Source organism: Actinobaculum suis, from assembly GCF_900618115.1.
Lineage (GTDB): Bacteria > Actinomycetota > Actinomycetes > Actinomycetales > Actinomycetaceae > Actinobaculum > Actinobaculum suis.
The window spans coordinates 1,051,445-1,077,685 of record NZ_UYIO01000001.1; the positions used below are offsets into that span (position 1 = coordinate 1,051,445).

General features: G+C 55.4%; 25 protein-coding genes, 3 tRNA genes and 2 pseudogenes. 15 read left to right on the forward strand and 15 right to left on the reverse strand.

All coding sequences use genetic code 11. From position 1 onward, the window contains the following. The first annotated feature begins 73 nt into the window (after window positions 1–73). Together rph and rdgB are read left to right on the forward strand one after the other, a co-directional pair. A complete protein-coding gene (gene rph / locus H8274_RS04315) occupies window positions 74–835 on the forward strand; it encodes a ribonuclease PH (protein ID WP_049619324.1) in 762 nt (253 codons plus the stop codon). Further along, complete coding sequence (rdgB, locus tag H8274_RS04320) at window positions 832–1,455, forward strand: RdgB/HAM1 family non-canonical purine NTP pyrophosphatase (protein ID WP_185933943.1); 624 nt, start codon at window positions 832–834, stop codon at window positions 1,453–1,455. The genes rph and rdgB overlap by 4 nt, the downstream gene beginning before the upstream one ends. 11 nt (window positions 1,456–1,466) lie before the next feature. Here the strand turns inward: rdgB and H8274_RS04325 are convergent, their stop codons facing one another. Further along, window positions 1,467–1,997, reverse strand: coding sequence for a DUF4916 domain-containing protein (locus H8274_RS04325; protein ID WP_074663007.1), 531 nt, complete (start codon window positions 1,995–1,997; stop codon window positions 1,467–1,469). Window positions 1,998–2,091: 94 nt separating this feature from the next. Here H8274_RS04325 and H8274_RS04330 point away from each other — a divergent pair, with 94 nt between their 5' ends. The 3 genes from H8274_RS04330 to H8274_RS04340 all read left to right on the forward strand — a co-directional run bounded on the left by H8274_RS04330 (window position 2,092) and on the right by H8274_RS04340 (window position 3,214). Continuing rightward, window positions 2,092–2,409 carry a hypothetical protein gene (locus tag H8274_RS04330; protein WP_049619326.1) on the forward strand — a complete coding sequence of 106 codons (318 nt, stop codon included), beginning with the start codon at window positions 2,092–2,094 and terminating at the stop codon, window positions 2,407–2,409. Beyond that, complete coding sequence (locus H8274_RS04335; protein ID WP_049619327.1) at window positions 2,402–2,944, forward strand: peroxiredoxin; 543 nt, start codon at window positions 2,402–2,404, stop codon at window positions 2,942–2,944. Before H8274_RS04330 ends, H8274_RS04335 begins: the two co-directional genes overlap by 8 nt. 185 nt (window positions 2,945–3,129) lie before the next feature. After that, window positions 3,130–3,214 (forward strand) — tRNA-Leu (locus H8274_RS04340). An 80-nt stretch (window positions 3,215–3,294) separates the two neighbouring features. Here the strand turns inward: H8274_RS04340 and H8274_RS04345 are convergent. Beyond that, entirely contained in the window at window positions 3,295–5,118 is a 1,824-nt protein-coding gene (locus H8274_RS04345; protein ID WP_185933944.1) for an AMP-dependent synthetase/ligase, read from the reverse strand. A 387-nt stretch (window positions 5,119–5,505) separates the two neighbouring features. Between H8274_RS04345 and H8274_RS04350 the strand changes: the two genes are divergently transcribed. Next, window positions 5,506–6,267 carry a fumarylacetoacetate hydrolase family protein gene (locus tag H8274_RS04350; protein ID WP_185933945.1) on the forward strand — a complete coding sequence of 254 codons (762 nt, stop codon included), beginning with the start codon at window positions 5,506–5,508 and terminating at the stop codon, window positions 6,265–6,267. A 275-nt stretch (window positions 6,268–6,542) separates the two neighbouring features. Here H8274_RS04350 and H8274_RS04355 read toward each other — a convergent pair whose 3' ends face one another. Further along, window positions 6,543–7,697: a MalY/PatB family protein gene (locus H8274_RS04355; protein WP_185933946.1), complete on the reverse strand. Its 1,155-nt coding sequence runs from the start codon at window positions 7,695–7,697 to the stop codon at window positions 6,543–6,545. Window positions 7,698–7,723: 26 nt separating this feature from the next. Between H8274_RS04355 and gltX the strand changes: the two genes are divergently transcribed. The 3 genes from gltX to H8274_RS04370 all read left to right on the forward strand — a co-directional run bounded on the left by gltX (window position 7,724) and on the right by H8274_RS04370 (window position 9,588). After that, window positions 7,724–9,250: a glutamate--tRNA ligase gene (gene gltX / locus H8274_RS04360; RefSeq protein WP_065414545.1), complete on the forward strand. Its 1,527-nt coding sequence runs from the start codon at window positions 7,724–7,726 to the stop codon at window positions 9,248–9,250. Window positions 9,251–9,423: 173 nt separating this feature from the next. Next, window positions 9,424–9,495, forward strand: a tRNA-Gln gene (locus H8274_RS04365). A gap of 20 nt (window positions 9,496–9,515) precedes the next feature. Next, a tRNA-Glu gene (locus H8274_RS04370) sits at window positions 9,516–9,588 on the forward strand. A gap of 67 nt (window positions 9,589–9,655) precedes the next feature. Here H8274_RS04370 and H8274_RS04375 read toward each other — a convergent pair. From H8274_RS04375 to H8274_RS04385, 3 genes are all read right to left on the reverse strand, one after another. Next, the gene (locus H8274_RS04375) at window positions 9,656–9,853 is read right to left on the reverse strand and encodes a helix-turn-helix transcriptional regulator (RefSeq protein ID WP_049619332.1); all 198 of its coding nucleotides are present in this window, start codon (window positions 9,851–9,853) and stop codon (window positions 9,656–9,658) included. 3 nt (window positions 9,854–9,856) lie between these two features. Continuing rightward, entirely contained in the window at window positions 9,857–10,309 is a 453-nt protein-coding gene (locus H8274_RS04380) for a hypothetical protein (protein WP_065414546.1), read from the reverse strand. Window positions 10,310–10,973: 664 nt separating this feature from the next. After that, on the reverse strand, window positions 10,974–11,579 hold the full coding sequence (locus tag H8274_RS04385) for a hypothetical protein (RefSeq protein WP_218058820.1): 606 nt from the start codon (window positions 11,577–11,579) through the stop codon (window positions 10,974–10,976). Window positions 11,580–11,857: 278 nt separating this feature from the next. Between H8274_RS04385 and H8274_RS04390 the strand changes: the two are divergent. Next, window positions 11,858–12,043: pseudogene (locus H8274_RS04390) on the forward strand (IS30 family transposase); the annotation flags it as partial. A gap of 15 nt (window positions 12,044–12,058) precedes the next feature. Here the strand turns inward: H8274_RS04390 and H8274_RS09760 are convergent. Then, window positions 12,059–12,163 (reverse strand): annotated as a pseudogene (locus H8274_RS09760) (terminase); the annotation flags it as partial. A 57-nt stretch (window positions 12,164–12,220) separates the two neighbouring features. On the opposite strand from H8274_RS09760, the gene H8274_RS04395 reads away from it, so the two are divergent. Together H8274_RS04395 and H8274_RS04400 are read left to right on the forward strand one after the other, a co-directional pair. Beyond that, entirely contained in the window at window positions 12,221–12,694 is a 474-nt protein-coding gene (locus tag H8274_RS04395; RefSeq protein WP_065414548.1) for a hypothetical protein, read from the forward strand. 98 nt (window positions 12,695–12,792) lie between these two features. Further along, entirely contained in the window at window positions 12,793–12,960 is a 168-nt protein-coding gene (locus H8274_RS04400) for a hypothetical protein (protein ID WP_185933947.1), read from the forward strand. A 69-nt stretch (window positions 12,961–13,029) separates the two neighbouring features. Here H8274_RS04400 and H8274_RS04405 read toward each other — a convergent pair whose 3' ends face one another. The 7 genes from H8274_RS04405 to H8274_RS04435 all read right to left on the reverse strand — a co-directional run bounded on the left by H8274_RS04405 (window position 13,030) and on the right by H8274_RS04435 (window position 21,526). Continuing rightward, complete coding sequence (locus H8274_RS04405) at window positions 13,030–16,077, reverse strand: type I restriction endonuclease subunit R (RefSeq protein WP_185933948.1); 3,048 nt, start codon at window positions 16,075–16,077, stop codon at window positions 13,030–13,032. Next, entirely contained in the window at window positions 16,074–16,679 is a 606-nt protein-coding gene (locus H8274_RS04410; protein WP_185933949.1) for a restriction endonuclease subunit S, read from the reverse strand. The genes H8274_RS04405 and H8274_RS04410 overlap by 4 nt, the downstream gene beginning before the upstream one ends. Continuing rightward, window positions 16,672–17,340, reverse strand: a complete 669-nt coding sequence (locus tag H8274_RS04415; protein ID WP_185933950.1) for a restriction endonuclease subunit S — start codon at window positions 17,338–17,340, stop codon at window positions 16,672–16,674. The genes H8274_RS04410 and H8274_RS04415 overlap by 8 nt, the downstream gene beginning before the upstream one ends. Next, a complete protein-coding gene (locus H8274_RS04420; RefSeq protein WP_185933951.1) occupies window positions 17,340–19,046 on the reverse strand; it encodes a type I restriction-modification system subunit M in 1,707 nt (568 codons plus the stop codon). The genes H8274_RS04415 and H8274_RS04420 overlap by 1 nt, the downstream gene beginning before the upstream one ends. A 68-nt stretch (window positions 19,047–19,114) precedes the next feature. Beyond that, entirely contained in the window at window positions 19,115–19,417 is a 303-nt protein-coding gene (locus H8274_RS04425; protein ID WP_141670063.1) for a hypothetical protein, read from the reverse strand. Between the two features lie 119 nt (window positions 19,418–19,536). Beyond that, a complete protein-coding gene (locus H8274_RS04430; protein ID WP_065414552.1) occupies window positions 19,537–20,484 on the reverse strand; it encodes an Abi family protein in 948 nt (315 codons plus the stop codon). A 358-nt stretch (window positions 20,485–20,842) separates the two neighbouring features. Then, window positions 20,843–21,526 carry a hypothetical protein gene (locus H8274_RS04435; RefSeq protein WP_185933952.1) on the reverse strand — a complete coding sequence of 228 codons (684 nt, stop codon included), beginning with the start codon at window positions 21,524–21,526 and terminating at the stop codon, window positions 20,843–20,845. 368 nt (window positions 21,527–21,894) lie between these two features. On the opposite strand from H8274_RS04435, the gene H8274_RS04440 reads away from it, so the two are divergent. After that, window positions 21,895–22,329, forward strand: coding sequence for a hypothetical protein (locus tag H8274_RS04440; protein ID WP_049619342.1), 435 nt, complete (start codon window positions 21,895–21,897; stop codon window positions 22,327–22,329). 205 nt (window positions 22,330–22,534) lie between these two features. Continuing rightward, a complete protein-coding gene (locus H8274_RS04445) occupies window positions 22,535–23,740 on the forward strand; it encodes a glycosyltransferase family 4 protein (protein WP_185933953.1) in 1,206 nt (401 codons plus the stop codon). 148 nt (window positions 23,741–23,888) lie between these two features. On the opposite strand, the gene H8274_RS04450 is transcribed toward H8274_RS04445, so the two are convergent. Continuing rightward, window positions 23,889–24,647 (reverse strand): IclR family transcriptional regulator, encoded by a 759-nt coding sequence (locus H8274_RS04450; protein ID WP_185933954.1) that lies wholly within the window; start codon window positions 24,645–24,647, stop codon window positions 23,889–23,891. Between the two features lie 191 nt (window positions 24,648–24,838). Here H8274_RS04450 and leuC point away from each other — a divergent pair, with 191 nt between their 5' ends. After that, window positions 24,839–26,239 carry a 3-isopropylmalate dehydratase large subunit gene (leuC, locus tag H8274_RS04455; RefSeq protein ID WP_049619345.1) on the forward strand — a complete coding sequence of 467 codons (1,401 nt, stop codon included), beginning with the start codon at window positions 24,839–24,841 and terminating at the stop codon, window positions 26,237–26,239. Window positions 26,240–26,241 lie beyond the last annotated feature (2 nt).

Below are 26,241 nucleotides of genomic sequence, written 5' to 3' on the forward strand. Positions count from 1 at the left end.
GCCGGCACCCGTAACGCCGGGTGCCGGCATTTTGGATTTAGCGGCCGCCAGGTTAGCGCGCTAGCCTTACAGCATGGCTTTTGAACGTGCTGATGGCCGCGCCATCGATGAAATGCGTCCGGTAACAATCTCGCGTCACTATTTCGAAGCGGGAGAAGGCAGCGTGCTGGTCACCTACGGCCGCACCACGGTACTTTGCGTTGCCTCCTTCGTCGAAGGCGTGCCGCGGTGGCTGAAAGGGCAAGGCACCGGCTGGGTAACCGCCGAATACGCCATGCTCCCACGCGCCACAAATGAACGCTCCTCCCGCGAATCCGTGAAAGGCAAAATCGGCGGGCGCACCCACGAAATCTCGCGGCTCATAGGCCGGTCCCTACGCACCGTCGTAAACATGAAAGCCCTCGGCGAAAACACCATCACTTTAGACTGCGACGTACTGCAAGCCGATGGCGGAACCCGCACGGCCGCAATCACCGGCGCTTTCGTCGCCCTGGCCGATAGCCTCAACTGGGCACTGGAAAAGAAAATCATCCGGCCCCGGCCCGTACTCTCCGATACCGTTTCCGCCGTCTCCGTCGGATTCGTAGACGGCACCGCCGTACTAGACCTACCCTACGAAGAAGACGTACGCGCCCAAACCGACATGAACGTAGTATCCACCGGCTCCGGCGAATACATCGAAATCCAAGGCACCGCCGAACACAAACCCTTCTCCCGGCAAGGCCTGGGCCAACTCCTCGACCTTGCCAACACCGGCACCCAACACCTGGCCCGCCTGCAACGCGAAGCCCTATTCACCACCAACCCGATCGACGAAAGGATCATCGCCCAATGAGCACCGCCTCCGCGCACACGATCGCGCTCGCGACCCGCAACGCCCACAAAGTTGCGGAACTAGAAGAGATTTTGGCGCCCTACCTGCCCGGGGTGCAGGTGATTTCGGCCCGCGATCTAGACCTTCCCGAACCGGTGGAAGACGAAATTACTTTCGCCGGTAATGCGTTGATCAAGGCCCGGCAGCTAGCGGCGGCCGGGTACGTGGCGGTTGCGGATGATTCGGGTATTTGCGTGGATGCTTTAGGCGGAGCACCGGGCCCGTTTTCGGCGCGGTGGGCGGGGAAGCACGGCGACGACACCGCTAACCGTCGGCTCTTGCTCGCTCAACTAGCGGAAGTGCCAGACAGATATCGGGGAGCCCGTTTCCATGCCGCGGCGGTGATGGTCACTCCGAACGGCCGGGAAGTGGTGCGAGAAGCTGATATGCCCGGCGTGATTTTGCACGAAGAACGCGGCGAACAGGGTTTCGGTTACGATCCGATTTTCCAAGCGGAAGGCCAAACCCGTTCTAATGCGGAGCTCAGCATGGCCGAAAAAGACGCGATTTCGCATCGGGGCAAAGCCTTCCGCGCCCTCGCCCCGATTATTGCTGCCGAGCTGACCGGCACCGCGCACTAGGCCGCTGGCCGTTAGGCGAGGTAGGCGAGGGCGCGGCGGAGCAGTTCGGCATGGCCGGGCGCCATTTCTTTTTGCAGGCTCGGTGTGCGCGCTTCCCCGGGGGTGAACCAGGAGAATTCCAGGGCGTCATCTCCGGGGTTGCAATCGCCTTGAATGGGCACAATGTAGGCGAGGTCGATGCGATGTTGGCGAGCGTCGAAGAAAGTACCTTCCCCGGAAGGGGTGGGGAAATATTCTTGGATGGTGAAAGGCACCATGCAAGAAGGAATCTGGGGGAGTGCCATTAACCCGAGGTCTTTTTCCACGTGCCGGAGCACGGCGTCGCGCAAAGGTTCGTGGAAAAGTACGCGCCCGGCCGGGAACTCGCGGGAAATACCAGCAGAATCTAGCCGTAAGAGCATACCGATCAGTTCTAGGCGGCCCTTATCGTCGAGCCGTACCGGCACAATATCCACGTAGATAATTGGTACTTTGCCACGTACAAATTCTAGGTCGTCCGGGTTTAACCAGGGGCCCATATCGGCCGCGTCAATTTCGCTCATGTCCCAATATTGCCAGCCGAGTTTTTCAACAGGAGGGTTTGCGCTCCGCATTTCTCCGAAGGCCTAACTGGAACCAAGCTAGTAATCTGAGCGTATGCGTTCCTCGAAAAATGTGCGGGTTATGAGTTTGGTGGTGCTGTTATATGCCCTGGCCCTCATTGTCTACTCCTGGGTAGCAGTGGGGATGGCCGGGTTTTATGCCGGTTTCCTAGTGCCCCTGATTATTGGGACTATTGGAGCTGTGGTTGGCGTTATTGGTTACTGGATCGATAACGCGTGGGTTTTTGCCGGTGGGGTGGTGTTCGCGCTCTGGTTTTCCCCGGGAACCCTCGGCTTTTGGCCCAATGGTATTGGTTTCGTAGCACTGTTGATTTGGGGATTCATCTTCGGAAAGGAAAAGCTCCATGAGTAGCACACCAGCAACCACTTCGGGCCGTCTCACCGCGGGCCAGGAAGCACCCGATTTCAAACTTGCCGGTCCGGATGGCGAAATCAGCCTGCATAGCGAATTAGAGAAACTGCGGGCCGCTACCACACCAGCCGCTGGCGTGATCCTATATTTCTATCCGAAGGCAGGAACCCCGGGATGTACGAAGCAAGCTTGCGATTTTCGGGATAACCTCAACTCTTTGCGCGCGGCAGGCTATACGGTGGTCGGGATTTCCGCGGATTCGGTGGCGGCACTGGCCAAATTCAAAGAAAAACAGCAGCTCAATTTCCACCTGGTTTCTGACCCAGATCACGCCGTGCACACAGCGTACGGTACTTACGGGGAAAAGAAGATCTACGGGAAAACCACCGTGGGTACGATTCGCTCTACCTTTGTAATTGACCTTGCGGGAAAGATACGCCTGGCTCAATACAATGTGCGTGCCACCGGGCACGTTGCCCGGCTCCGCCGCGACCTCGGTATCGATGGTGCAGCCGCGGGCACGGACGCCGCTTAGACCCAAGCCGCCGAGCATCTACGCCGCTGTGTACGTAAGCTGCCTACGCCCGCTGGGTATCTAAGCTAATTAGTAGTCAAGCCAATTAGTGCCCAAATGGTATGAGATGGTATGAGTAGGTACTCACCTTTACGCAAAACATTTGAAGCGCACTCGCAATGCGGGGTATGCTATGCGAGTTGCCGGCGCGAGTGGCGGAATTGGCAGACGCGCTGGATTTAGGTTCCAGTGCCTTCGGGCGTAGGGGTTCAAGTCCCCTCTCGCGCACCAAAAACGGGAGGTTGGGAGTTTTTGCGGAAACTCCCAACCTCCCGTTGTGTTGTATCAGGACTTGCTGGCCCTAAGGCTGGCTATTTCTCCGCTTTGGGCCGGTCGTCGTGAGTGTAGATATCCTCAATTACCCCGGCATAGCGTTCGAGCACTACTTCTCGCTTTACCTTCAGGGAAGGCGTGAGCATACCGTTTTCGAGCGTGAAATCGTCGGGAATAATCTTGAATTTGCGGATGGATTCGGCCCGGGAAACCTGGCGGTTCGTGCGTTCGATTGCGCGTTGCAAAGAAGCAAGTACAGCCGGGCATTCACGTGCCTGAGCCGGCGTCATCTCCGGTTCGCCGTGCGACTTCAACCAGGCCGGCAGCATTTGTTCATCGAGCGTAATCAAGGCCGAAATGAATGGTTTTTGATCTCCTACCACCACCACTTGTGAAATGAGGGGGTGGGAAACCAGGCGATCTTCCAAAACTGCCGGGGCTACGTTCTTCCCGCCGGCGGTTACGATCAGGTGCTTCTTGCGCCCGGTGATCGTCAGATTGCCCTTCTTATCGATCGTGCCGATATCACCGGTGTGGTACCACCCGTCCCGCAATGCTTCGGCCGTGGCCTCCGGATTATTGTGATAGCCACGGAAAACGATCGCACCCTTGACGAGCACTTCACCGTCTTTATCCAGCTTGACCGTAGTACCCGCCATGGGGATCCCCACGGTGCCCAGCGCCGGATTTGGTGGCCGGGTGGCAGTAGCAGCGCCCGTCGTCTCCGTAAGACCCCACGCTTCAATCACCGTAATACCAGCACCCCGGTAGAACCGGCCCAGCCGGGTGCCCAGGGGAGCGCCCGCAGAAACCGCCCACCGGACTCTGCCGCCTACCGCTTCCCGCAACTTACTCAACACCAACTTGTTCGCCACACCGCGTTGCAGGCGATGCCACGGCCCCCGGAAGCGTTTCGTCGCATCCTTCACGGCCACATTAGCTGCCCAGCGGAAAATCTTGCGGCGCAACCCGGCTCCCGCCTTAGCCTCGGCCGCGTTATATACCTTCTCCAAAACGCGCGGTACTACCAGCAAAATGGAGGGGCGGAAGGTCGCTAGATCGGCCAGCAAGTTTTTAATGTTGGGGACGTAGCCAAGCTGCACGCCCGTAGTCAAAGCCGTGTAGTTAATAATCCGCGCCATAATGTGGGCGAGAGGCAAGAACAAGAGGAGGTTCGCACCTTCTTCGAACACCAGATCAGGTTCGGCTTGTTCAATGCTGAGCGCCGCGCGCGCAAAATTCCCGTGCGTGATTTCCACGCCCTTCGGTTTCCCCGTAGTACCGGAGGTATAAACAATGGTCGCCAAATCCTCGGCCCGCACCGCCGCAATCCGCTCGTCAAGTTCCGCGGTACCTATTTTGAGGGCTTCTTGGTCGAGCCGGGTGCGGGCCTGTTGCGAAGTAAATACTTGCGGGTTTTCTTGCCCGCGCCGCACGGAATTGACCAGTTCGGCATGCGCGGTGGAATCGGTGAACACCATTTTCGCGCCGGTATCTTCCAACATCCACTCGATCTGTTCGGCGGAACTGGTTTCGTAGATAGGTACCACGACGACGCCGATAGACATCGCGGCCGCATCCAAAAGCGCCCACTCATATGAAGTAGAACCAAGAATGCAGATCGTATCGCCAGGCTTGAGACCCATCCCGATCAAACCGCGAGCGCCGCGCCGCGCCAGCTCTATATATTCGGCCAGGGAAACCCGTTTCCAGCCCGTGCCCAAAGAATTCTTGACCCGCACCGCCGTGCGGTTAGGGTGATCTTTCAGCCGGCGAGTGATGAGCCAGTAGATCGTCTGATTCGGATCATCCACGGAAAACCGCGGCTTTTCGTACAAGGAACCGTCCCGCAACTTCTTCATCAATCCTCCAGAGTGCGTGCCGCTCACGGTCGGGGAACCGCGAAAGGTAACGGCTGCGTCGCCGAGCAAAGGGATACGGCCACAATGCCTGTTTAAGCGGTGTTTCCGCGCAAGTAGCGTTGCCACCTAAGCAGTGTTGCTACGCAAGCAGTACTACCACCGAGGCATTTGCGTCCGCAGTCCGTCTTAGTTCATTTTAACGTAGTTGGTCTGCGCCGTTTTGTCTTTACGCACCTTTGCGCGGGCCGCCCTTACCGTGGATGGGTTCGCACATAGACACGCCGGCGATGCTGCTACGCCTGTACCGGCGATGCCGCTACGCATTTACCTTTATCTTACTGGGCGCGGGAAGCTCCCGCGGCAGGCCCCGGCGGGTAGGCTAAAACCATGAAAATTGCGCGCCTTTCCATGCAACAAGGATACCGTTACGCGATCTATGATCCGGACGCAGATGATTACATTGTGTTGGCTGATGATCCGCTTTTCGCGCGGGAAGTAAAACCCACCGGGCAGCGGGTAGCGAAGGCTGACGCCGAACTAGTAGCGCCCATGCTCCCGCGCACCAAAGTATTTGGTTTCGGCGGCACCTACAGCCAGGGGGCTACCGCAGCAGACCTTTCGACTTTCTTGAAGCCGAGCACCTCGGTAACCGGCCCGGAAGATCCGATTATGGTTCCACAGTGGGCGCCGGGGCTCGTGCACGAAGCAGAAATTGCAGTGGTAATCGCCCATCCGCTCAAAGACGCTACGGCCGCACAAGCCCGCAAAGCGATTTTGGGTTACACCGTGATTGATGACCTCACCGTGACGGGTGTGGGCCCAGCCCAAGCCAAATACTGGGATAGTTCGTTGCCGCTCGGCCCGGTAATCGAAACCGATTTCGACTACCAGCAAGCCCGTATCACCTCCCGTGTGAACGGGAACCTGGTGACCGATGTGCAGGCAGCCGATCTTGCTTTCTCCCCGGAAGAACTCGTAGCCATCGCCTCTCAGCACACTTCTTTGCTGCCCGGCGATATTGTGCTTACCGGAACCGGCACCGCCAACGGTGAAGTGACGCATCAGGATGTAGTGGAAGTAACCGTGGAAGGCATCGGTACCATCCGCAACCAAATCTTCGCCCCACACCTGGCCCCGCAGGCTAATTAAGAGCAATAAAGTAGCTGGCGGTTGGCGGTGGCAGCTGGCGGCAGGCGCTTGGGGGTAGGCCGCAGATAACTGGCAGCTGGCGGCAGGTAGCAGGCGGCAGACTGCCGGCCGGCGGGCAGGAGTACTGCTTTTGCTCGCCTTGCTGGCGTGGCTGGGCCCATAGTCGCGGGTACAAGCCACGCCAGTCTGCCCGTGCCTCACAGCTGTGCTGCCCGTGCCTCGCGGCGGCGCTAGCCGCGCCCCGTTGCCGTGCTAGCCGCGTCCCCTCAGCCATGCTAGCCGCGGGGGAGGACCTTCTCGATGGCATTCAGTGCGGCCTCGAGCACGGCGCGCGGGGTGGCAACGATCATCCGCCCGTAGGTTTCGTAGCCGGCCCCGCAAGCACCACCCGCGGTGAGGGAAACTCCGGCCTGGGTGCGGAGAACTTCGATCGGGTCGGAGCCCAGGCCCGCGTCCGTAAAATCAAGGAAAGCAATATAGGTGCCTTCCACGTGGGCCATGTGCACGCCCGGCCAGGTTTCCACGCGCGCTTCCAAAAGCGCCAGGTTCTGGGCCACGTACTGGCACATTTCGGTGCGCCACTGCTCGCAGTGCGTGAAGGCAATGCGCGCCGCGCGCGCCCCGATAGTGCTAGTGGGGCTGCTGGCCGCGCCGGCCTTGGGGGCAAAAGCCTGCCAATCGGCGTCGTTATGGAAAATCAGTTGCGCCGCTTTCAAACCGGGGATGTTCCACCCCTTGGACGCGGCGATTGCGGTGATCGTGTGGCGGCGCGTGGCTTCGTTGAGGGAACCGTAGGGGATGTATTCGCCGTCGATAAGTATCGGCGCGTGAATGGCGTCTTCGAAAACGCGCGCGCCCTTCGCTTCCACAATCTGTGAAATTCGCGTCAGTTCGGAACGGTCCAGGCAGCGCCCCGTCGGGTTCCACGGGTTACACAAAATCAGCAAACCGCCCTCGGGAAGCGCTTCTTCCAGAGCTTCAAAATCGAAGGCCCAGCGCCGCGCCTGCGGATCAAAGTGGGAGGGAACCTGCACCACTTCGCGCCCAAACTCGGCAGGTATTGTGAGGAATGGCATATATGCGGGGGTGGGGACGACGACGTCCGTACCCGGCGTGGTGAAATCACGAATAGTTACACGCAAGCCCTCTAATACTTCCGGGATGAGGATCATGCGTGAGGTATCAGGGCGCGGACCAAAATTGGCCATCCAAGAAGCCGCAGAATCCAGGATTTGCGGGGTTTCCGCGGCCGGAAGGTAGCCGAGGGTACCGCGCTGAGCTTCCCCGATCAGGTAGTCCCGCAATTCGGGCGCAATGCCAAAATCCATTTCCGCGAGCCACATGCAGATCGTGCCCGGGTATTTGGACCACTTAGAAGAACCTTCGGTCTGTAGCTGCGCAAGTGTTTTCGAATCGAAGTTGTATGCCATGTTCCTAGCGTATCCTTGTATTCATCATGGCTACGACATTGGCAGCGGGCAAAGATATCCGCGTACGTTTCTGTCCATCTCCGACCGGCACCCCGCATGTGGGAATGGTCCGCACGTGCCTTTTCAACTGGGCATATGCGCGCCACACCGGCGGAACTTTCGTTTTCCGCATCGAAGATACCGATGCCCAACGTGATTCGGAAGAGTCATACCAGGCGATCTTGGAATCCCTGCGCTGGCTCGGCCTGGATTGGGATGAAGGTATCGATGTGGGCGGGCCGCATGGCCCTTACCGGCAATCCGAACGCGGGGATATATACCGCGAGGTAGCCGCCAAGCTCCTGGAGGCAGGGTATGCCTACGAATCCTTCTCCACCGCGGAAGAAGTGCGGGAGCGGCGCATTGCGCGGGGCGAAAATCCAGACCTCGGATACGACGGGCGTGACAGATATCTCACCGAAGAAGAAAAGCAGGCTTTCCGCGAGGCTGGCCGCAAACCGTCTTTGCGGATCGCGATGCCGGACGAAGACATTACCTTCACGGATTTGGTGCGCGGCACGATCACTTATAAGGCGGGCACGGTACCCGATTACGTGATCGTGCGCGGTAATGGCGATCCGCTCTACACGCTCACCAACCCGGTAGATGATGCGTTGATGGAGATCACACACGTCTTGCGCGGGGAAGATTTGCTTTCTTCCACACCGCGCCAGATCGTGCTCTACCGTGCTTTGGAAGAGCTGGGGATTGCCAAGTTCACCCCGCAGTTTGGGCACTTGCCCTACGTGATGGGGGAGGGCAATAAGAAGCTTTCCAAGCGCGATCCGGAATCGAACCTGTTCTTGCACCGGGATCGCGGGATCATTCCGGAAGGGATGATCAACTACTTGGCTTTGCTCGGTTGGTCGATTTCTGCCGACCGTGATGTTTTCTCTCGCGAAGAGTTGGTGGAGAAGTTCGATATTGCGGACGTGAACGCCAACCCGGCGCGTTTTGACGATAAGAAGTGCGTGGCGATTAACGCCGACCATATCCGTATGCTTGAAACGGAAGATTTCACCCGGCGGATTGTGCCTTATATGGAAGGCGTACTTTCGGCGCCAAACTACGAGGAACTGCCGGAAGCGGAACGGGAGATTTTGGATGCGGCCGCGCCTTTGGCGCAAACCCGCGTGCAACTGCTCGGGGAAACGAAGGAACTGTTGCGGTTCTTGTTCGTTCCCGCCTCCCAGCTCGAATACAACGAGAAGGCGGTGCGCCGGCTCCGCGATTCTGCTCCGCAAGCTTTGGCGGCCGCGCGGGAAGTGTTTGCTTCTTTGGACGACGCCGACTTCACCGCGGAAGGCCTCAAGCCGGCTTTGGATGCCAAGCTCGTACAAGAGTTGGAGATTAAGCCGCGCCTGGCCTACGGCCCGCTCTTCGTGGCCATGACGGGAACCAATGTTTCCATCCCGGTAATCGATTCGATCGCTATCTTGGGCCGCGAAGAAGCTATCGCGCGCATCGACCAGTTGCTAGCCAAGCTCGCAACTGACCAAGCAGCAGCAGAATAAAGGGCGAATAAGGGCAGCAAAGTAGCGGCAGGGGAGTGGTGACGGCGTGCAACGGCAAATCGGTAAGGTGAGCGGTTGCACGCCGTTTCAATTTGCAAGAACTGCTGAGTATGAGTAATGTTGATGTTCGTCGCCAAGCGAGCAAAAGAGAGTTCGCAAAGGCGATGAACCCTTGGGGTATGGTGTAATTGGCAACACAGGTGATTCTGGTTCATCCATTCTAGGTTCGAGTCCTAGTACCCCAGCGAAACGCGATAGCGTTTAGGCCCCGTTCGTCTAGCGGCCTAGGACACCGCCCTCTCACGGCGGCAACACCGGTTCAAATCCGGTACGGGGTACATAGTATTTTGAACTATTTTATTGCTGATGTGATCCCGGGAGGGTTTAGGCCTCGTTTAGGCCCGTTTAGTCCTCGTCAGGGGTGAAGATGTCTTCTATCGTGCACTCAAAAACTCTGGCGATGGAAAATGCTAAGGGCAATGAGGGATCGAACCGGCCTTTTTCAATAGAGATTATTGTTTGTCTACTTACGCCGAGCAGTTCAGCAAGTTGTTCTTGGGTCCAGCCCGCCTGTTTGCGGCGTATGGCAAGGTTGTTTTTCATGACCTACCTATGCTTTGCCCATAGGTAGGAGACACCGTAGACGAGGAATTCGAAGAGGACTATTCCTACCAACACATGGGAAACGGTTCCTGATGTTAGGGCGGCGCCGATCCCAGCTACTGTGACGGTTGTGAGGAAGGCGTTCGTTGCCGCCTGGGTATGCCAGCGGTGTTCCACGGCGAGTTCTGGATGTGCAGTGGCACCAGGCAGGGTTGAACGGTCAACGAGTAACACCCACGCCAAACCGATGAGCGGGGCAGCCATACAGACCGCGAAAATCACCACGGCCGCCCATCGATATTCGCCAGGCGGATTAAATGCCACCCGTATCGCGGCGGTAACTATCGCCAGTAACGTCCCAATGATAAAAGCAAGGGGAGCGGCCTTGACTCTCGTTCCGCGTATATACCCCCATTTAGCTTGACTATTAGGCGGCTTAGCCATAACGGACTCCATTTTCCTTATCGTTCTGATTTCCTTATCGCTCTGACGCCACCACCATAACGTCAAGCAAGCTTTACGTCAAGCAGACTTTACGGCAAGTAAGCTTTACATCACGCACGCTTTAGATCGAGTACGCTTTACGTCAAGCGTATTTGACATTGCTTGTGAAAGGATGCTTCTCGCATTCGGCATTAGGTTTCCATTTGCGTCGTGGAGCGTTCCGTGACCGGCTATCTGAGCTGGTCGGTCCGAATAAGAAACTGTAACCAGTCCCGATAGCGTGAGCCGTGCTTGTGCGGCGGCTTGATGGACGTAGCCAGTTGATTAGTCCCGCTGCGGCTTCCTTTCAAAAAACAGCTATGGGTGCCTCCAAAACGGAAGCACCCATAACCTTAGCTCGAATAACAGACCCTTATCTGTTGCTACATAGTGACGCTACCTGTATTTTATTTATTCGCGCGAACAACGATCTGATCATGAAAACCCGTTTTGATTACGTGCTTGGATGTCAGTTTTGCTTTTCCAGGTTGCCATATGTCCAATAAGAGCCCCAGCGCACAAAACGCCTCCAATCCTTCCGGTACCAACCCAAAAGCTGATGGTTAACAGTACTAACCCGAGGGCTCCAATTGTGAAAAAGATTACTCGTGCCATTTTTAACTTTCGCACTCTGTCGTCATTCAAAGCAGGCACTATAAACATTACCTAGGTTAAAGAGCTCAATCAGAGTCTGTTGAGCCTCTGGTCCAGCCTTTTTTGCAGCCCGCTTAACGGCCCGCGAAACTGCCGTTTTAAATGACACTTTCGCTTTCCGCTGTGCGTCATAAACACGCTTGAAGGTCTTTACAAATTTAGTTGCGCCGCCGGCGGCCTTCAGAGCTGTGCGGATTTTCGTAATCTTAAAGATGGGCAGGTTTGTCACGATGGCAAGACCGATAGCACTAACGCAACCGACCACTCCAAAAGTTGTAACGGAGCCTGGCTGTGAGTGAAAGTCATCTCCCAGTCGCGCTTTCAACCAAGATTGCGCTGCTGCATCTCCGGCTTGAAGCACGCTATCGGGAATCTCTTCAATCGCTTTAAAAGTAGCTAATAGCTGATCCTCTGATATTACAGGGGCGGGTGTCAGGGGCAGTATGCTGTGAGAATTATGTTGAGACGATGGCGTAGCCTCCCTAAGTGGTGCGGCATTAGCTACTCCGCCAAACGTAATTGACAACGAAATTGCGCAGACATTTACGATGGTAAGTCTCACGAGTTTTTGAAAATTCACGGATTCCATTCCTTTGTCATGCCATCATCTTTGATGGCGGGTTGCGCAACTGGGGAACCTGAGCTGCGGCCTCCTCTTAGAGACAAGATCGATTCTAGACTTAGGCATTCCTTGTTAACAATGCATTTGGGAGCAGTATCATAAAACGAGAAGCCCCAGCGAGTCGTACACCGAGCCACCGTTTCCGCGTCTACTCCATCCGCAAAAGCGCGGTCACTCTTGGCTGCACCCCTCAAACTCTAAGTCACACGCGCTCTACACACCGGCCGTGCCCGCAGAAAACCACGCCCGCACTGCTGCGTAATACGCTCACCTGGGATCAAGGCCCTGAAATGGCATTACACAAGAAAATAGCCAGCGTCCTGAAAATGGACGCCTATTTTTTTTGCGCCCCACACTCACCATGGCAACGTGGCACTAACGAAAACACCAATGGCCTACTACGTCAATATTTCCCCAAGGGAACCGACCTAGTCCGGCAGCGCGGTGAGCCGCTTGGCGGGTCGTCCCGCAGCGAGCTTCTCATACAACGGGCCCAGTTTCGCCCCAGCCCGCACGCGGCGACCGTCCCGGTTAGTGCCGCCTTGCGCCAGAAGATTTCTGTCCCCCAACGATTGTCAGTACACTTGTTTTCAGCATGGAGGTAGGGAATGAACGAACGCGATTTGAAACACCGCGATATACCTTCGCTGACCGCTGCTACTTTTCTCAAATATTTCGTACTTATCGGGTCGTCCCAGCTCACGGCCGTCATATTGTTTTATTTCGTGACTAGAGTGAGCGAAGGAGGCGAACTTCTGACAGCTTTGCTCAAAAAGAGCTCATTCACGATATTGGTCGGACTGTCACTCAAAAGCGGGGTAGTAACTGCCTCAATAATAGCCTTTATACTCCTTGCCCTCCTCTTCTTCGCGTTCCTTGGGTTGTTTATTAAGATATACGACCTATCCATCTTTTCCGCATTTTCCAGCGCTAGCTTAGGCGTAATGTTGTATTCACCAACCGTCAGCAAGTTCATCCTTCCAGACAACTATCAAATGCCGCCGGTGCCCCTTGCCGTTTCCATACTTTTCGCGGTTCCTCTCGCAGCGCTAGTCCTGGAAACTCTGATTTGCAAGAGGTAACTAATTGGTCTGCGACATTTCGGGACCTGGCCCCTTTGTTGGTGGACATGGGCTAGCCCGGCGCTTTGCCGGGGAACGGGGAAAGGTAGTCTTCTGCCATGTTCCGTAAGATTCATTCCGCGGAGTTGAAAGAGGGGTGCGGTAGCCACGTACGGGTCCAGCGCGAGCAACAGGTATACAGTGGCACAACTCGCACCTGGTGCAATTACCAGGCCCCAGACCGCCACGAAAAACACGCACCAACTACACTCGACCTTGCAGCATAAACACCATCCCCATGTCCGCTTTCCGGGGCTCGGCCTAAGCGTTCACAACCTCAACGGGAGGAAGTACCGCTAGAAGACGTCCGTAGCTCCCAGCCCGCGGAAACGTTCCAAGAAGGCTTGCAGTAGCTCGGTTACGCGTTGCCGCTTGCTCGCTAGCGCGTCTTCCTTCGAGAAACGGGAGACCGGTGGCAAGATCTCCGATACCGCCGTGCCATATAGCGGAATATCGGTACCATCACGGAAGGCCCGAGCAATGAGCTGATGAGTTTCTGCAGGTTTGAGATTTTCCTGCTGTACCAGGGCATTAAATTCTTCGGCGCGGCGCCGCTGTACGTAGGTCACCCATTCGTCGGAAAGGTCTGCGCCCACGTTGATCCGATCCAAGAATTCTTCGATGAGGTCCTTCTTGTTGCGGAGCGTGGGGGAGGCGTTAATCGCGCGGGTTACATCGGCGCGAATTTCTTTATCGTGCAGGTTCCCGTGCTCTTCTATGTGCTTTTGGACGAGCATGAGAATGTAGTCCACATTTACTTCTACCTGCCGGACCAGTTCGATTTCGAACACGACGTCGTTTGCAATTGACTCTTTATCAGCCTGGCTAAGTTCCCGAAACTCGCGATAAAGCTCCAAATATACGGCCTGGTAGTCTTGCATGTCCCGCGCGGGAAGCATGTTTTCATCCGCAAACTCGTCGAAGCAGTCAAGAATATTGACCAGCCGCAGGATCGATCCCCACAGGCCCACGAACTCCTTTTGCGCTTCTTCGCCAATAATGGCTTTGCCGAGTGGAAACTCGTCTTTTAGTTGCGCGATCTTCTTGGTGTATTCGTTGAAGTAATCCTGGTAGGGCTTGAGCAGTACGATGCCACCGGCGTCTTTGTTCCCAAATAGGGTGAGGGCATCGTTTGTGGCGTCTTCCAGGTTGCGGAAGGAGACGATGTTCCCGAAGGTTTTCACCGAGTTGAGGATTCGGTTGGTACGGCTGAAAGCTTGGATGAGCCCGTGCTGGCGTAGGTTCTTATCCACCCACAGGGTGTTGAGCGTTTTGGCATCAAAACCGGTGAGGAACATATTTACCACGATCAACAGGTCAAGTTCCTGGTTCTTCATCCGCTCCGAAACGTCCTTGTAGTAGTTTTCGAAGGAATCTCCCTCAGTACTAAAGTTAGTAACGAAGAGCTGGTTGTAGTCTCTTATCGCCGCATCCAGGAATTCTCTGGAATCTACATCCAGCCCGGAGGTTTCTAAAGATTCGTCGGTGATTATCCCGCTCGGATCGGCCTCATTGGGATTGTATGAATAAATGATCGCGATCTTGAGCTTTTGATCCGGGGTGAGCCCGGCTGCCTCTTGCTGGGCCTTGAATTCTTCGTAGTAGGCCTTCGCCGCGGAAATAGAAGCGGTGGCCAGGATCGAATTGAAACCGCGTTTGCGTTGCCCCTTATACATGTAGCTTTGCGTGCGGCGGGTTTTCTGGTCGAAATGCTCCCGGATATAGGTAACGATGCCGCGGATGCGGAGCGGATTGAGGAGCGCTGTTTCCGTTTCGATTCCGGCTACCTGGGTGTCTTTGCTTTCGGGATTAGTGGCGATCGTATCAACGTAGTCGATTCGGAAGGGCAGCACGTTTTTGTCCGTGATCGCGTCCACGATCGTGTAAGTGTGGAGCTTATCGCCGAAGGCCTGCGCGGTGGTGCGCAGGTTAAATTTTTTCCCAGCGGCCGCGTTTTGCGCAAAGATCGGGGTACCTGTGAATCCGAACAGGTGATACTTTTTGAAGGCGCGGCGGATTGCAAGATGCATTTCCCCGAATTGGGAACGGTGGCATTCGTCGAAAATAATAACTATGTGTTTCCCGAATGCTGGATGCTTAGGATTGCGTTTCACGAAATTGGAAAGCTTTTGTATCGTGGTAACGATGATTTTCGAAGTGGAATCTTCCAGCTGTTTGGTGAGAATCGCGGTGGAAGTATTGCCGTTTGCCGCTCCGGCTTCGAAGCGGTTGTATTCACGCATCGTCTGGTAGTCGAGGTCTTTGCGATCTACCACGAAAAGCACTTTGTCTATGCCTTCTAGTTCCGTGGCTAGTTGCGCGGTTTTGAAAGACGTAAGAGTTTTTCCCGAACCGGTGGTGTGCCAGATATAGCCCCCAGCGCTGAGGGTTCCCCAGGTGCGGCTATTGGAGGAAACAACGATTCTGTTCAAGATCCTCTCGGTAGCCACGATCTGGTAAGGCCGCATGACCATGAGGTTTTTATCGACGTCGAACACGCAGTAACGAGTGAGGATGCTAAGGATAGTGTGCTTGGCAAAAAAGGTGCGAGAAAAGTCCATGAGGTCGGCAATCACTTTGTTTTCGCCGTCTGCCCACCAGATGGTAAAGGCATAACTATTGGAAGTTTTCCGGCGGCCGCCTTTTCCGGTTTTTTCTTTGATAGAAGCTTCGCGCGTGGTGTTGGAATAGTACTTGGTGAGCGTTCCGTTGGAGATCACGAAGATCTGAATGTATTCGTACAGACCGCTGCCAGCCCAGAAGGAATCGCGTTGGTAACGATCGATCTGGTTGAATGCTTCCCGGATATCGGCACCGCGCCGTTTGAGCTCTACATGGACCAGGGGCAGGCCGTTGACGAGGATTGTTACGTCATAGCGATTCTCGTGCTTACCGGCTTCGTTTTCATACTGGTTGAGCACTTGGAGCCGGTTATTGTGAATATTCTTCTTGTCTAGAATACGAATATTCTTGGTGCTGCCATCATCCCGGTAGAGGACCTGAATATGGCCACCATCTTGGAGTTTCGCCGTCTTTTCGACGATCCCTTCATTCGGGTTGGCAAGCACTTCCGCAAAGAAGCGTTCCCATTCGCTATCGGTAAAGCTGATCTGGTTGAGCTTTTCGAGTTGCGTGCGCAAATTGGCAACTAGGTCTGCCTCACTGTTGATAGTGAGGTATTCGTAAGCTTGCTTTTCGAGCTGCCTGATGAAAGCGCGTTCCAGTTGCGCTTCACTCTGGTAATCTTCCGCGCGCTGTTCTCCGGGTTCATACCGGGCGACGACGGTCGACTGCCCGCCCGCCGCGACGAGCGAATACCGACTATCCGAACCGAGATTATTCATGCCGCGTCCCCAATTTCCTTAAAAGTCAGTAACTTATCCCGGTAATACTCATACTGTTTCCGCCTAGCCGCAATCTCCGCTGGCAAACCAGAAGAGATGTCATTAACCAGGGCGTCGAATTTGTCGAGGTAGGTTCCGATACGGTGTTGTGTCTGGAGGTCGGGTATTGGGATTACGATTCTGTCAAAGGCGCGTTTCGAGATGTTAATTCGCGTGACGCCGTTGGCCGTTCTTTCAATTTGCCGGCGAATCTCTCTGCTACGCAACAGGTGGGAAAGGAAGTGAAGATCGAAAGCATCGGGATCGTTTAAACGTACCCCAAAGCAAAAGCTGTTTAGATAAGTTGGGGTGTTTGGATTTTGTGAGACTACGGAAGACAAGCCCACTTCTTCGAAGTTTTCCGATGACGAGGTAAAAACCAAATCTCCTTTTTGGAGGGTGTTCTGACCTTCCGAGTCGTCCACATGTACAAGTCCGGTCCCGGTAGCAAAAATCCGGCTGCTGAATATATCTGCGTAAGTTGCAAATCTTGCGGTTCCGTTCCGGAAGTCGTCCTTGCTCTTTCCACGCAAGCCTGAGAACCGATACCCAATTTCAGCCATCGATTTGTGTCGCACCCCCCCCCCGTTCGGGTGGGAAACTGAGGAGCGCGTCGCGGTAATACTCGTATTGCGCGCGGCGTGCTTCCAGCTCTGCTTCCAGCTCTGCTTCCAGTTCCGCCTCCAGGTCCATGAATTTGTCTAGAATGTCAACTATGGCGCGCTGGACTGCTAGCGGTGGAATTGGATATTTGAACTCGTAAAATTTATCCATGCGAACGGATTGGAAGCTTGATTGCGTTGTGTTTTCCCGGCACCAAGACCCCAATTTAAACGTGTAATAGAAAAGGAATTTAATGTCGAATGCATCCCGGAATTCGGGTTTAAGCTGAAGGGAAGTGAACCGCTGATTGCATAAATGCGGCACTGTTACAAGTGCGTGCTCTCCAATCGTTGCAGAGGTGGATATGATTAAGGAATTTGCTGGAAATGGCTCGCCTCCCTTTACCGCATTGTTAGACACCGATTGAGAGGCTGTATCGAGAATTCTACCTTCGTCTCGTATGTCGGCCATACGGATCCAAGGCACATCGGGAGAGTTCCAGTAAGCAGGGTTCGACCTTGATGGAGTGTACCCGTTACGGGTGTTGAAAATCGTCCGGATTGAAGCGTATTCCACACCATTCGGGCACAGCTCGTGGATGAGTTTTTCGATGTGGTTCATTAGGATTCCTGCTCCTTAGTGGAAGCGGCTGCCGGAACAGAAGCATCGTCTTCGAAGTGGACGCGGACGGAAGCGGCGGCGTCGTCGGGGAAGGTAAGATCGGAAGCACCGGAAACCGGAACGGAAGGTTCGCCGGTACCTTCCAGATCGCGCACGATCGCGTCGATCTGCTCGCGCAACTGTTGCTGGCGGGCCACGATCTGCTCGATCTCCGAATTGAGTTTGACGATATCTACCGGCTCCGAAGTATCTTCCGGTTCCACGTAAGAAGAGACCGAGAGGTTGTAATCATTCTCCGCGATCTCCTCGCTAGTAATCAGTGCGGCGCGATGCTCGATAGATTCACGTGCCGTGTAAATATCGAGAATTTGCTGCTGATCTTCCTCGCGCAACATGTTCTGGTTACCGTTGCGGGTGAAGAGGTCAGAGGCGTCGATGAAAAGCACGCTATTGTCAGACTTCGACTTCTTGAGCGTCATAATGCAGGTGGCAATAGTAGTGCCGAAGAACAGATCTGGCGGTAGCTGGATAACGGTCTCGACGTAGTTGTTATCCACCAGGTATTTGCGGATCTTCCCTTCCGCGCCGCCGCGGTAGAGCACTCCTGGGAACTGGACAATCGCGGCGGTACCGTCAACCGCCAACCAGTTAAGGATATGCATCGTGAAAGCCATATCCGCGCGCGATCTTGGGGCCAGCACGCCCGCTGGCGAATAACGCGGATCGTTGATTAGAACCGGATTGCTCGCGCCATCCCACTTCGTGGAGTAGGGAGGATTCGAAACTATGGCTTCGAAAGGCTCATCATCCCAGTGCTTGGGTTCAGTAAGCGTATCGCCCAAGGCGATCGAAAAATCGTTGTAGTTGATGTCGTGGATGAGCATGTTGATACGGCACAGGTTATAAGTGGTGAGGTTGATTTCCTGGCCGTAAAACCCGTTGCGCACGTTATTCTTACCGAGCACCTTTTCAAACTTAAGTAATAGGCCCCCAGAGCCGCACGCGGGATCGTATACCTTATTTACCTCGGTTTTCCCAACAACCGTGAGTTTGGCGAGGAGCTCGGAAACTTCCGGGGGAGTGAAGAACTCGCCCCCGGATTTGCCGGCATTTGAGGCGTACATCTTCATCAGGTATTCGTAGGCTTCCCCGAAAGCGTCGATGATGTGGGTTGGCGCGGAACCTAACTGAAGATCCCCGATCTTATTCATGAGGTCACGAAGCTTTTTATTGCGCTGACCTACGTTTGAGCCGAGCTTGGCAGAATTGACGTCGAAATCGGCGAATAGGCCCTTGATGTCATCTTCTGAAGCAGTACCCACAGCCGAGCCTTCAAAGTTCGCGAAAACCCGCTGCAAAGTTTCGTTTAGATTCTCGTCGGTGGCTGCCCGGGCGCGAACATTGCCGAAAAGTTCGGAAGGCAAAATGAAGAACCCTTTATCTCGCACGGTTTCTGCCCGGCCGAGTTCGGCTTGTTCATCGGATATATCCGCGTAATTGAAATCAAGGCTCCCAGCCGCTCGTTCGCCCGCATTGAGGTAATTGGTCAGGTTTTCAGAGATAAAGCGATAGAAGAGCATACCAAGCACATAGGACTTGAAGTCCCAGCCATCTACGCTACCGCGGAGGTCATTCGCGATACCCCAAATGGTCTTGTGTAGTTCTGCCCGTTGTTCTGCGCTGAGTGCTGAAGATGAAGTAGCCACTTGTACATTTTGACATATGAGCGGCGGATTTGGGTGATGATACGAAACCCACGGGGGATGTGGAGTGTTTACAAGGGCCGGCTACGAAGGATTCTTTTCCAGAACGTTTCTTTTCTGGCGCGGAACGATGAATCTGGTGCGCTAGTTCGTTCGGTTTCCGTGGCAGGCGCGGTTACGTAAAACGGGGTTGTGGCAAGTGCGGCTGCGGCACGGGACTCCGCGGTGGGCAATGGCAACCGCCACGTAACTTCAGATGAGTTCCGTAGTTCCCAGCCCGCAGCCTCTTGGTCCGTGCCATGCTCCAAGCCGCCGCGGCCGGCCATCGGATCGTGATGCACGTCCACGACGAAATCGTCATCTACTACAGCCAAAACTCCGGCTTCACCGTTAAGGGCGCCTGCCGCTTCATGTCAACCACGCCCGACTGGGCCACTTGTTTGTCCTTGGAAGCGGACCGCTACGAATGCGCCCACTACCCAAAGATTAGCGTTTAAAAGGAATAGTTCCAGTCGGGTGGGATACCCAAGCTGGTCGGGCTGACAAGCGGATTGGGTAAGAAGTCGCGGCGGATGAGTCTAGTGACTTTGGCCGGCCAGGTTGTGCCAGGCGAGGCCACCCGAATGAGGCTAGACATGACGGTGAGCACGCCGAATACCTGCTCGCTTTGCCCTTCTGGGAGCGCGGCGAATTGTGGTTGCGTCCGTAGCGCTGCGGTGGGTGCCGGCGCGAAAGACTTGTTCCATAACCTGGCATGGTGTGCGCAGTAGTTACGAACGATGGTGAGTTGTTCCATCCACCGTACGAGCGGTGATTGAAGTTTGGCCTTGCGTTGCTGATTCTTCGATAAGGCCCCCAAATCGATTACGATGCCCATTTCTTCGGCAATAGTGCGCTGGTCAGACGCTGGTAACCCTTCATATAGGCGTGAGATATCCGCGAAGTCTAGTACCTCAGCCAGTACCCAAAACGGGTAGTTCCCACCGTAACAATTCCGGTAATGCTTAATCGCTTCATTGTTCCGATGAGCCCGCGAAATGCGCTTATCGAGCGTTGTCATCCATCTTTGGTGGTTAAAGGTTGGACGGAACCGTTGCGGATCGACGTATGTAAGCGGGTCGGTGGCGCTCAAGACTTCACCTACGCGGGTACGCATCGCTATCTCGATCCGTTCCATGCCGTCATGGACAAGTGAGCGCAGTTTTCGGTCTGCTTCATACAACGCAACTGCATCACTAAAACGCGTGCCCGGAAGGAACGCGTCCGCGCGAACACCGCGAGAAGTAAGTCGCCTGGCGGGATACCAGTAGGCCGATAGTCGGTAGTAGCTGACGTAGCTCAGCCATTGGTGCGCAAGCGCGTCGTCTACTTCCATGCCGCGAGAACGCAGTAACTCAATGTGCTGGGCAATTGTTAACGCCCGCTTTACCGGCTTACTCAATACATCCGCTCCGAGCCCTAACAGAGATCCAGCCCACTCCCGACCGGAGTCGAGGCGGGCTGAACGATTATTTCAAGTATAGCTATCTTTTGACTTGCCCGCGAGTTGTTGACGTTTTTCTAAGCGGCTTCCACGAATGGTACCGCGGTTATTAATTCGTATTCGACGGGTGTGTGACCGCCGATAGCCGTGTGGATCCGGGTCCGCGTGCAACACCAATTTGCGTGGTGCGCGCCCCGTAGCCCAATCGCCATATCCAAGGCTTTTAGCACGGTTTGCGTGGAACGCTGGGCCTGCCCCATCCTGCCTGCAGGGACGAGCGCTGGAAGTAAGACCTGTAGGTATGCGAATAGTAGATTTACTGAACGAGACGCATTGTCATGTCCACCTTGGGTAGAGCGGGATCGTCCGCGCAAGCCCATACGCAGTCATCTGTGCGCCCCGTGCAACCATCTTTGCGAACCGGAACGTTGATCACTGTTCCGTTACTGAAAGCAAAGCGGGCGGTCTCGACCTTCTCAGCGGTTTGTGGGCATATTGCGAAAAGATTATCCTGGATCTGAAAATAAAAGAGAACCGAGAAGCCATCGGGAAGTACCCAAGGTAAAGGTTCAGCAGGTTGGACGTTTAGAAAAGCTGGCCACATCATGTGACCAGAGCCATCGATGAGCTTCACCTGAGGTGCGTCGCGAACCACGCAATCTTGCCCTGTTGAATTAGACGCCACAAAACCATTCTCTCGCACACCAGTCATTTCCCCTTCCGGGGTATGGGCCTGTTTTGTGAAGTCGAGCGTTATTCCGAGGTCTTGCCAGTTGCAGTCCGGCAGCCCAACCAGTGATCCTCCGTTGCGATCTTCTGTTGGTTCTTCGCCGATGGAAGTTGGCGGCGGCGTGGCTTGAGAACTTGGTGTAGGAGAACTGACTGTTTCACTGGCGGGTGGGGTGAGGGCTTGTCCTGTGGGCGGATTTTCTGAGCGTGTGGAGTTCGCGCAGCCGGCCAACAGTATGCAGGCCGCAATAACGGCTAGTGGTTTACTCATGATCAATTCCTTCGCGCAGATCGAAGCTTTATCTAAGTCTACGCTTGCATGCAAAGGCAGCGTGGTTCATTATGGCCGGATTTCGTACGACGTCGAACAGTTCGCCCTGCGCTATAACAAGCGAAAGCCGCGGCCAAAGATTTGGACAACGGAGTTGTTTGTAACATAGATGATTTGATACTGTTTCGATGTCTCTAAGAGGCACCGCGACCCCGATTCCCATGTCGCGAACCCACCAGATTTTTCTGGCATGACGAAAGGAAGTAAAGGGGTCTATCGTCCAAACCTGCCTGTGAAGCACTGAGGACGGTTTACAATACTGCGTTCCCGAATTATCCGAAACTCAAGTGCAAAAAAGTCGGAAAGGTATGGCATCTGAGCAGATGAATGATGTTACCGTTATAGCCAGTCAGGCCAGGGAATTTATTTCATCCGGTCATTTTGCTGATCGAATTGTTGGCGTTGTCGAAAATGATCCGTGGTCAAAAGAGTCGCTGGATAGGTGTGAATCTTTTTTCCTCAACCATGGCGATACTTTTGACGATCAGCTCAAATATGAGTACATGTTGTTTTTAGGTGAAGGTTTGCGGCGTCGTTTTAACGGGGAATGGAGGCAAGAAACATTCACTATAGACGACAGCGGGCAAACCGTAGATGCGCTGTGCATATACTATCCGCATTCTGAACATTACGATGCTGTGACTAACCTGCTTGATCATGCTCGTGATGAAGCTAGCGGTACCTGGTGGTCAGATTTCTATACAGTTAACCAGCTATTTTTTGATTCTCTAACCACTGCATAGTACATGGGTGCATCTTGCATTTACACCCAGAGCCCTCTCAGCACGCACCTAAAGCTGAGAGGGCTTTTCTGTTAAAGAACCAGCCGGCCACCGAGGTGCACAGATGCGGTGCTAGTAGTATTCGCCACGATTTGCGGAAAGCGTTTTTTACACGCCACGGGCTAGCACTTTGGAAGGAGGCGGTTAGCTCTGCCATACTAGCTAGGTGCGTATTGCCCTTGTTTCTGATTGTTTCATGCCGCGGTTGGGCGGCATTGAGTCGCAGGTGCGCGACCTTGCTCTTGCACTGCAGAACAACGGGCACCAAGTGCTCGTCATTACTGCCACCCCGGCACAGCGTGGGGGCGGCTATTCTCATGACGTAGTGGAAGGTATTCGCGTGTTGCGGCTCGCCACCCCAATTTTTGGGGGTATTCCCATCAACCCGTTTTGTGGGAGGCAGTTACTTGCTGCTTTGCAGGGGGCCGACGTCGTACACATTAACACCGGCCTTGTATCACCCTTCGCCTGGCACGCCCTCTTGCTGGCCAAACTGCACACCCTACCCGCGCTGGTAACTTGGCATTCCGTACTCAAACCCACGGTGTGGCCGTATATTCCCTTCGTTCGGCCGATTACCGGCCCAACGATTCGCCATGCGGCGCCTTCGCAATTGGTGGCCCGGGAAGTTAAACAGGTGGTGGGGCAAAAAGGGGAAGTAGCGGTTATTCCGAATGGGGTCTCGCTACGTGACTGGCGGCAAGTAGCCAGTTGGCGCCTTGCAGCCCGCGCTAGCGAACCGGCATCAGAATCGGCATCGACGTCAACACCAGAACCGGCACCGGAAACGGCACCAGAGCAAGCGAAACTGCTTCGCGAACAGCGCCGGTTGCGGATTATTTCGGCGCGCCGCTTGGCCCCGCGCAAACGCACCTTGGAAATGTTGGAAATAGTGAAAGCGGCGCGGGAAATTTCGGGTTTGGATGCCACGCTCACTATTTATGGGGAAGGTCCGCAACGTTGGGAATTAGAGCGGTGGATTCGCTCGCATCGGGCCGCCAGTTGGGTGCGGTTGCCGGGCCGGGCTTCGCGCGCCGAGCTTATGCAGGCCTACGCGCAGGCCGATATCTATCTTTCCTCGTCCCGGTTGGAATCTTTTGGAATTGCCACTTTGGAAGCGCGCGCGGCAGGGTTGCCGGTGGTGTGCCCCACCAATACGGGTGCCGATGATTTTTTGGAAAACGAAGTTTCGGGTTTGTTAGGGGAGAGTGATCAGGACGTTGCCGCCCAGCTCGCCCGCCTCCTGCTGGACGATGAATTACGGGGCCGCATCACGCATCACAACGCCACTACTGAGCCGCGCGAAAACTGGGAGCTAGTAACCCGCCTTACCGAAGTCGAATACCGGGCAGCTTTGCGCGGCACCGAGTGAACTCGATGCAAGGCCGAGTGAACAAGAATCGGCCAAGCTCCGGCACTGGGTGCAAAAGAAGCAGCACTGAGTGTACAAGATGCAGTACTGAGTGAAGCTGAGTGCGTAATAAGCAGCGCCGCGGGGGAGAAGCAGCGCCGCGGGGGAGTTATTCGTCGAGCCCTTCGGTGTGCTGGAGTACATCGGTGAGCCGTTTGGCTGCCGCGCATACCGCCGCGGCATGCAAGCGGCCCGGTTGGCGGCCCATGCGTTCGAGCGGCCCGGAAATAGACACCGCGGCAATCACGCGGCCGGAAGGGCCGCGTACGGGCGCGGAAATAGAGGCCACTCCGGCTTCGCGTTCACCTATGGATTGCGCCCAGCCCCGGCGTCGTACCGCAGAAAGGTTCGTGGCGGTAAAGGAAGCACCATGCAAACCTCGGTGCAAACGATCCGGTTCTTCCCAGGCGAGCAACACCTGCGCGGCAGAACCGGCTTTCATGGAAAGTACCGCACCTACCGGGATGGAATCACGCAAACCCATTTCTCGTTCCGCTGCCGCAACACATACTCGCTGTTCGCCTTGGCGGCGGAAAAGCTGGGCAGATTCACCCGTATGGTCGCGCAAAGCTACGAGCATCGGGTGGGCGGCGCTAAGCAGGCGATCCTCGCCGGCCGCGGAAGAAAGTTCGGAAAGGCGCGGACCGAGTACGAACCGGCCTTGCATATCGCGGGCCACAAAGCGGTGGAACTCCAAAGCTACCGCGAGGCGGTGAGCGGTGGGACGCGCCAGGCCGGTAGTAGAAACTAGGCTGGCCAAAGTTTGCGGGCCGGCTTCCAAAGCGTCGAGCACGGCGGAAGCTTTGTCGAGTACGCCAACCCCGCTACCCTCTGCCGACTTCTTTGCGCTATCCTTCTTGGTGTCCATAACTTGATACTCCCATCTCACGAAGTGAGATGCAAGGAAGGTGTGAAGTGATGTGGACCGCTATGCGAGGCAAAGCGACATCGGAACGCGGCCTGGTTCTTATAAAGCCTTGGTTCTTATAAAGCCAGGGTTGTTATAAAACCTGGTCGGTGAAAAACCGTTGGTGGAAGCAAAGTAAAGGAGGGATCCTAATGTCGAAAACGCTCGCCGAGAAGGTATGGGATGCGCACGTCGTCAAAAAAGGAGAGAACGGTGCTCCGGATCTCCTTTACATTGACTTGCACATGATCCACGAGGTTACGAGCCCGCAATCGTTTGAGGGCTTGCGGTTGGCAGGCCGCCAGCTACGCCGGCCGGATTTGACGGTTGCTACCGAGGATCACAATGTGCCCACGGTAGATATTGATCGGCCGATCCAGGAGGTAACCTCCCGTAAACAGGTTGAGGCCTTGCGCCGCAACTGCGAAGAATTTGGGGTGCCGCTGTATTCGCTCGGGAGTGCCGAACAGGGGATCGTGCACGCGGTGGGCCCGCAACTTGGGCTCACCCAACCGGGGATGACGGTAGTTTGCGGTGATTCGCATACTTCCACCCACGGCGCCTTCGGTTCCATTGGGATTGGGATTGGCACTTCGGAAGTTGAGCACGTGATGGCTACGCAAACGCTTCCGCTCGCGCCTTTCAAAACTATGGCGATCAATATTCATGGTGAGTTGCGGCCCGGCACCACTTCGAAAGATATTATTTTGGCGATCATTGCCAAGATCGGTACCAATGGGGCACAAGGCCACATCATTGAGTATCGCGGGGAAGCGATTCGCAAACTGTCTATGGAAGCGCGGATGACGATCTGCAATATGTCGATCGAAGCAGGTGCCCGTGCCGGCATGATCGCCCCCGATCAGATCACTTTCGATTATCTGCGCGGCCGCCCGCACGCTCCGCAAGGCGAAGATTGGGATGCGGCCGTAGCCTACTGGAAGACCTTGCACACCGATGCGGATGCCGTTTTCGATACCGTGGTGGATCTTGACGCTAGCGAACTGGAACCGGTGGTCACCTGGGGTACTAATCCGGGCCAGGGCGTGCCGATTTCGGCGTCTGTACCAGATCCGGAAGCAATGGCGGATCCGCAAGCTCGCGAAGCCGCCGAAGAAGCACTGGACTATATGGGCCTGCAACCGGGTACCAAGATTCGCGATATTCCGGTCGATACCGTGTTTATTGGTTCGTGCACGAACGGGCGGATTGAAGATCTGCGCACGGTTGCCAAAGTGTGGAAAGGCCGCCACAAGAAACCGGGTATGCGGGTGATGGTGGTGCCGGCTTCGGCGCGGGTGCGGATGCAGGCAGAAGCGGAAGGCTTGGCCGATATTTTCGCCGAGTTTGGGGCCGAGTTCCGCAATGCCGGATGCTCCATGTGTTTGGGTATGAACCCGGATAAGCTCACTGCTGGGGAGCGTTGCGCTTCTACTTCAAACCGTAATTTCCGGGGCCGGCAAGGCCCGGGCGGGCGCACCCACCTGGTCTCTCCGCTGGTAGCAGCGGCGACGGCGGTAACCGGGCACTTCTCCCACCCGAACGATCTGTAAGA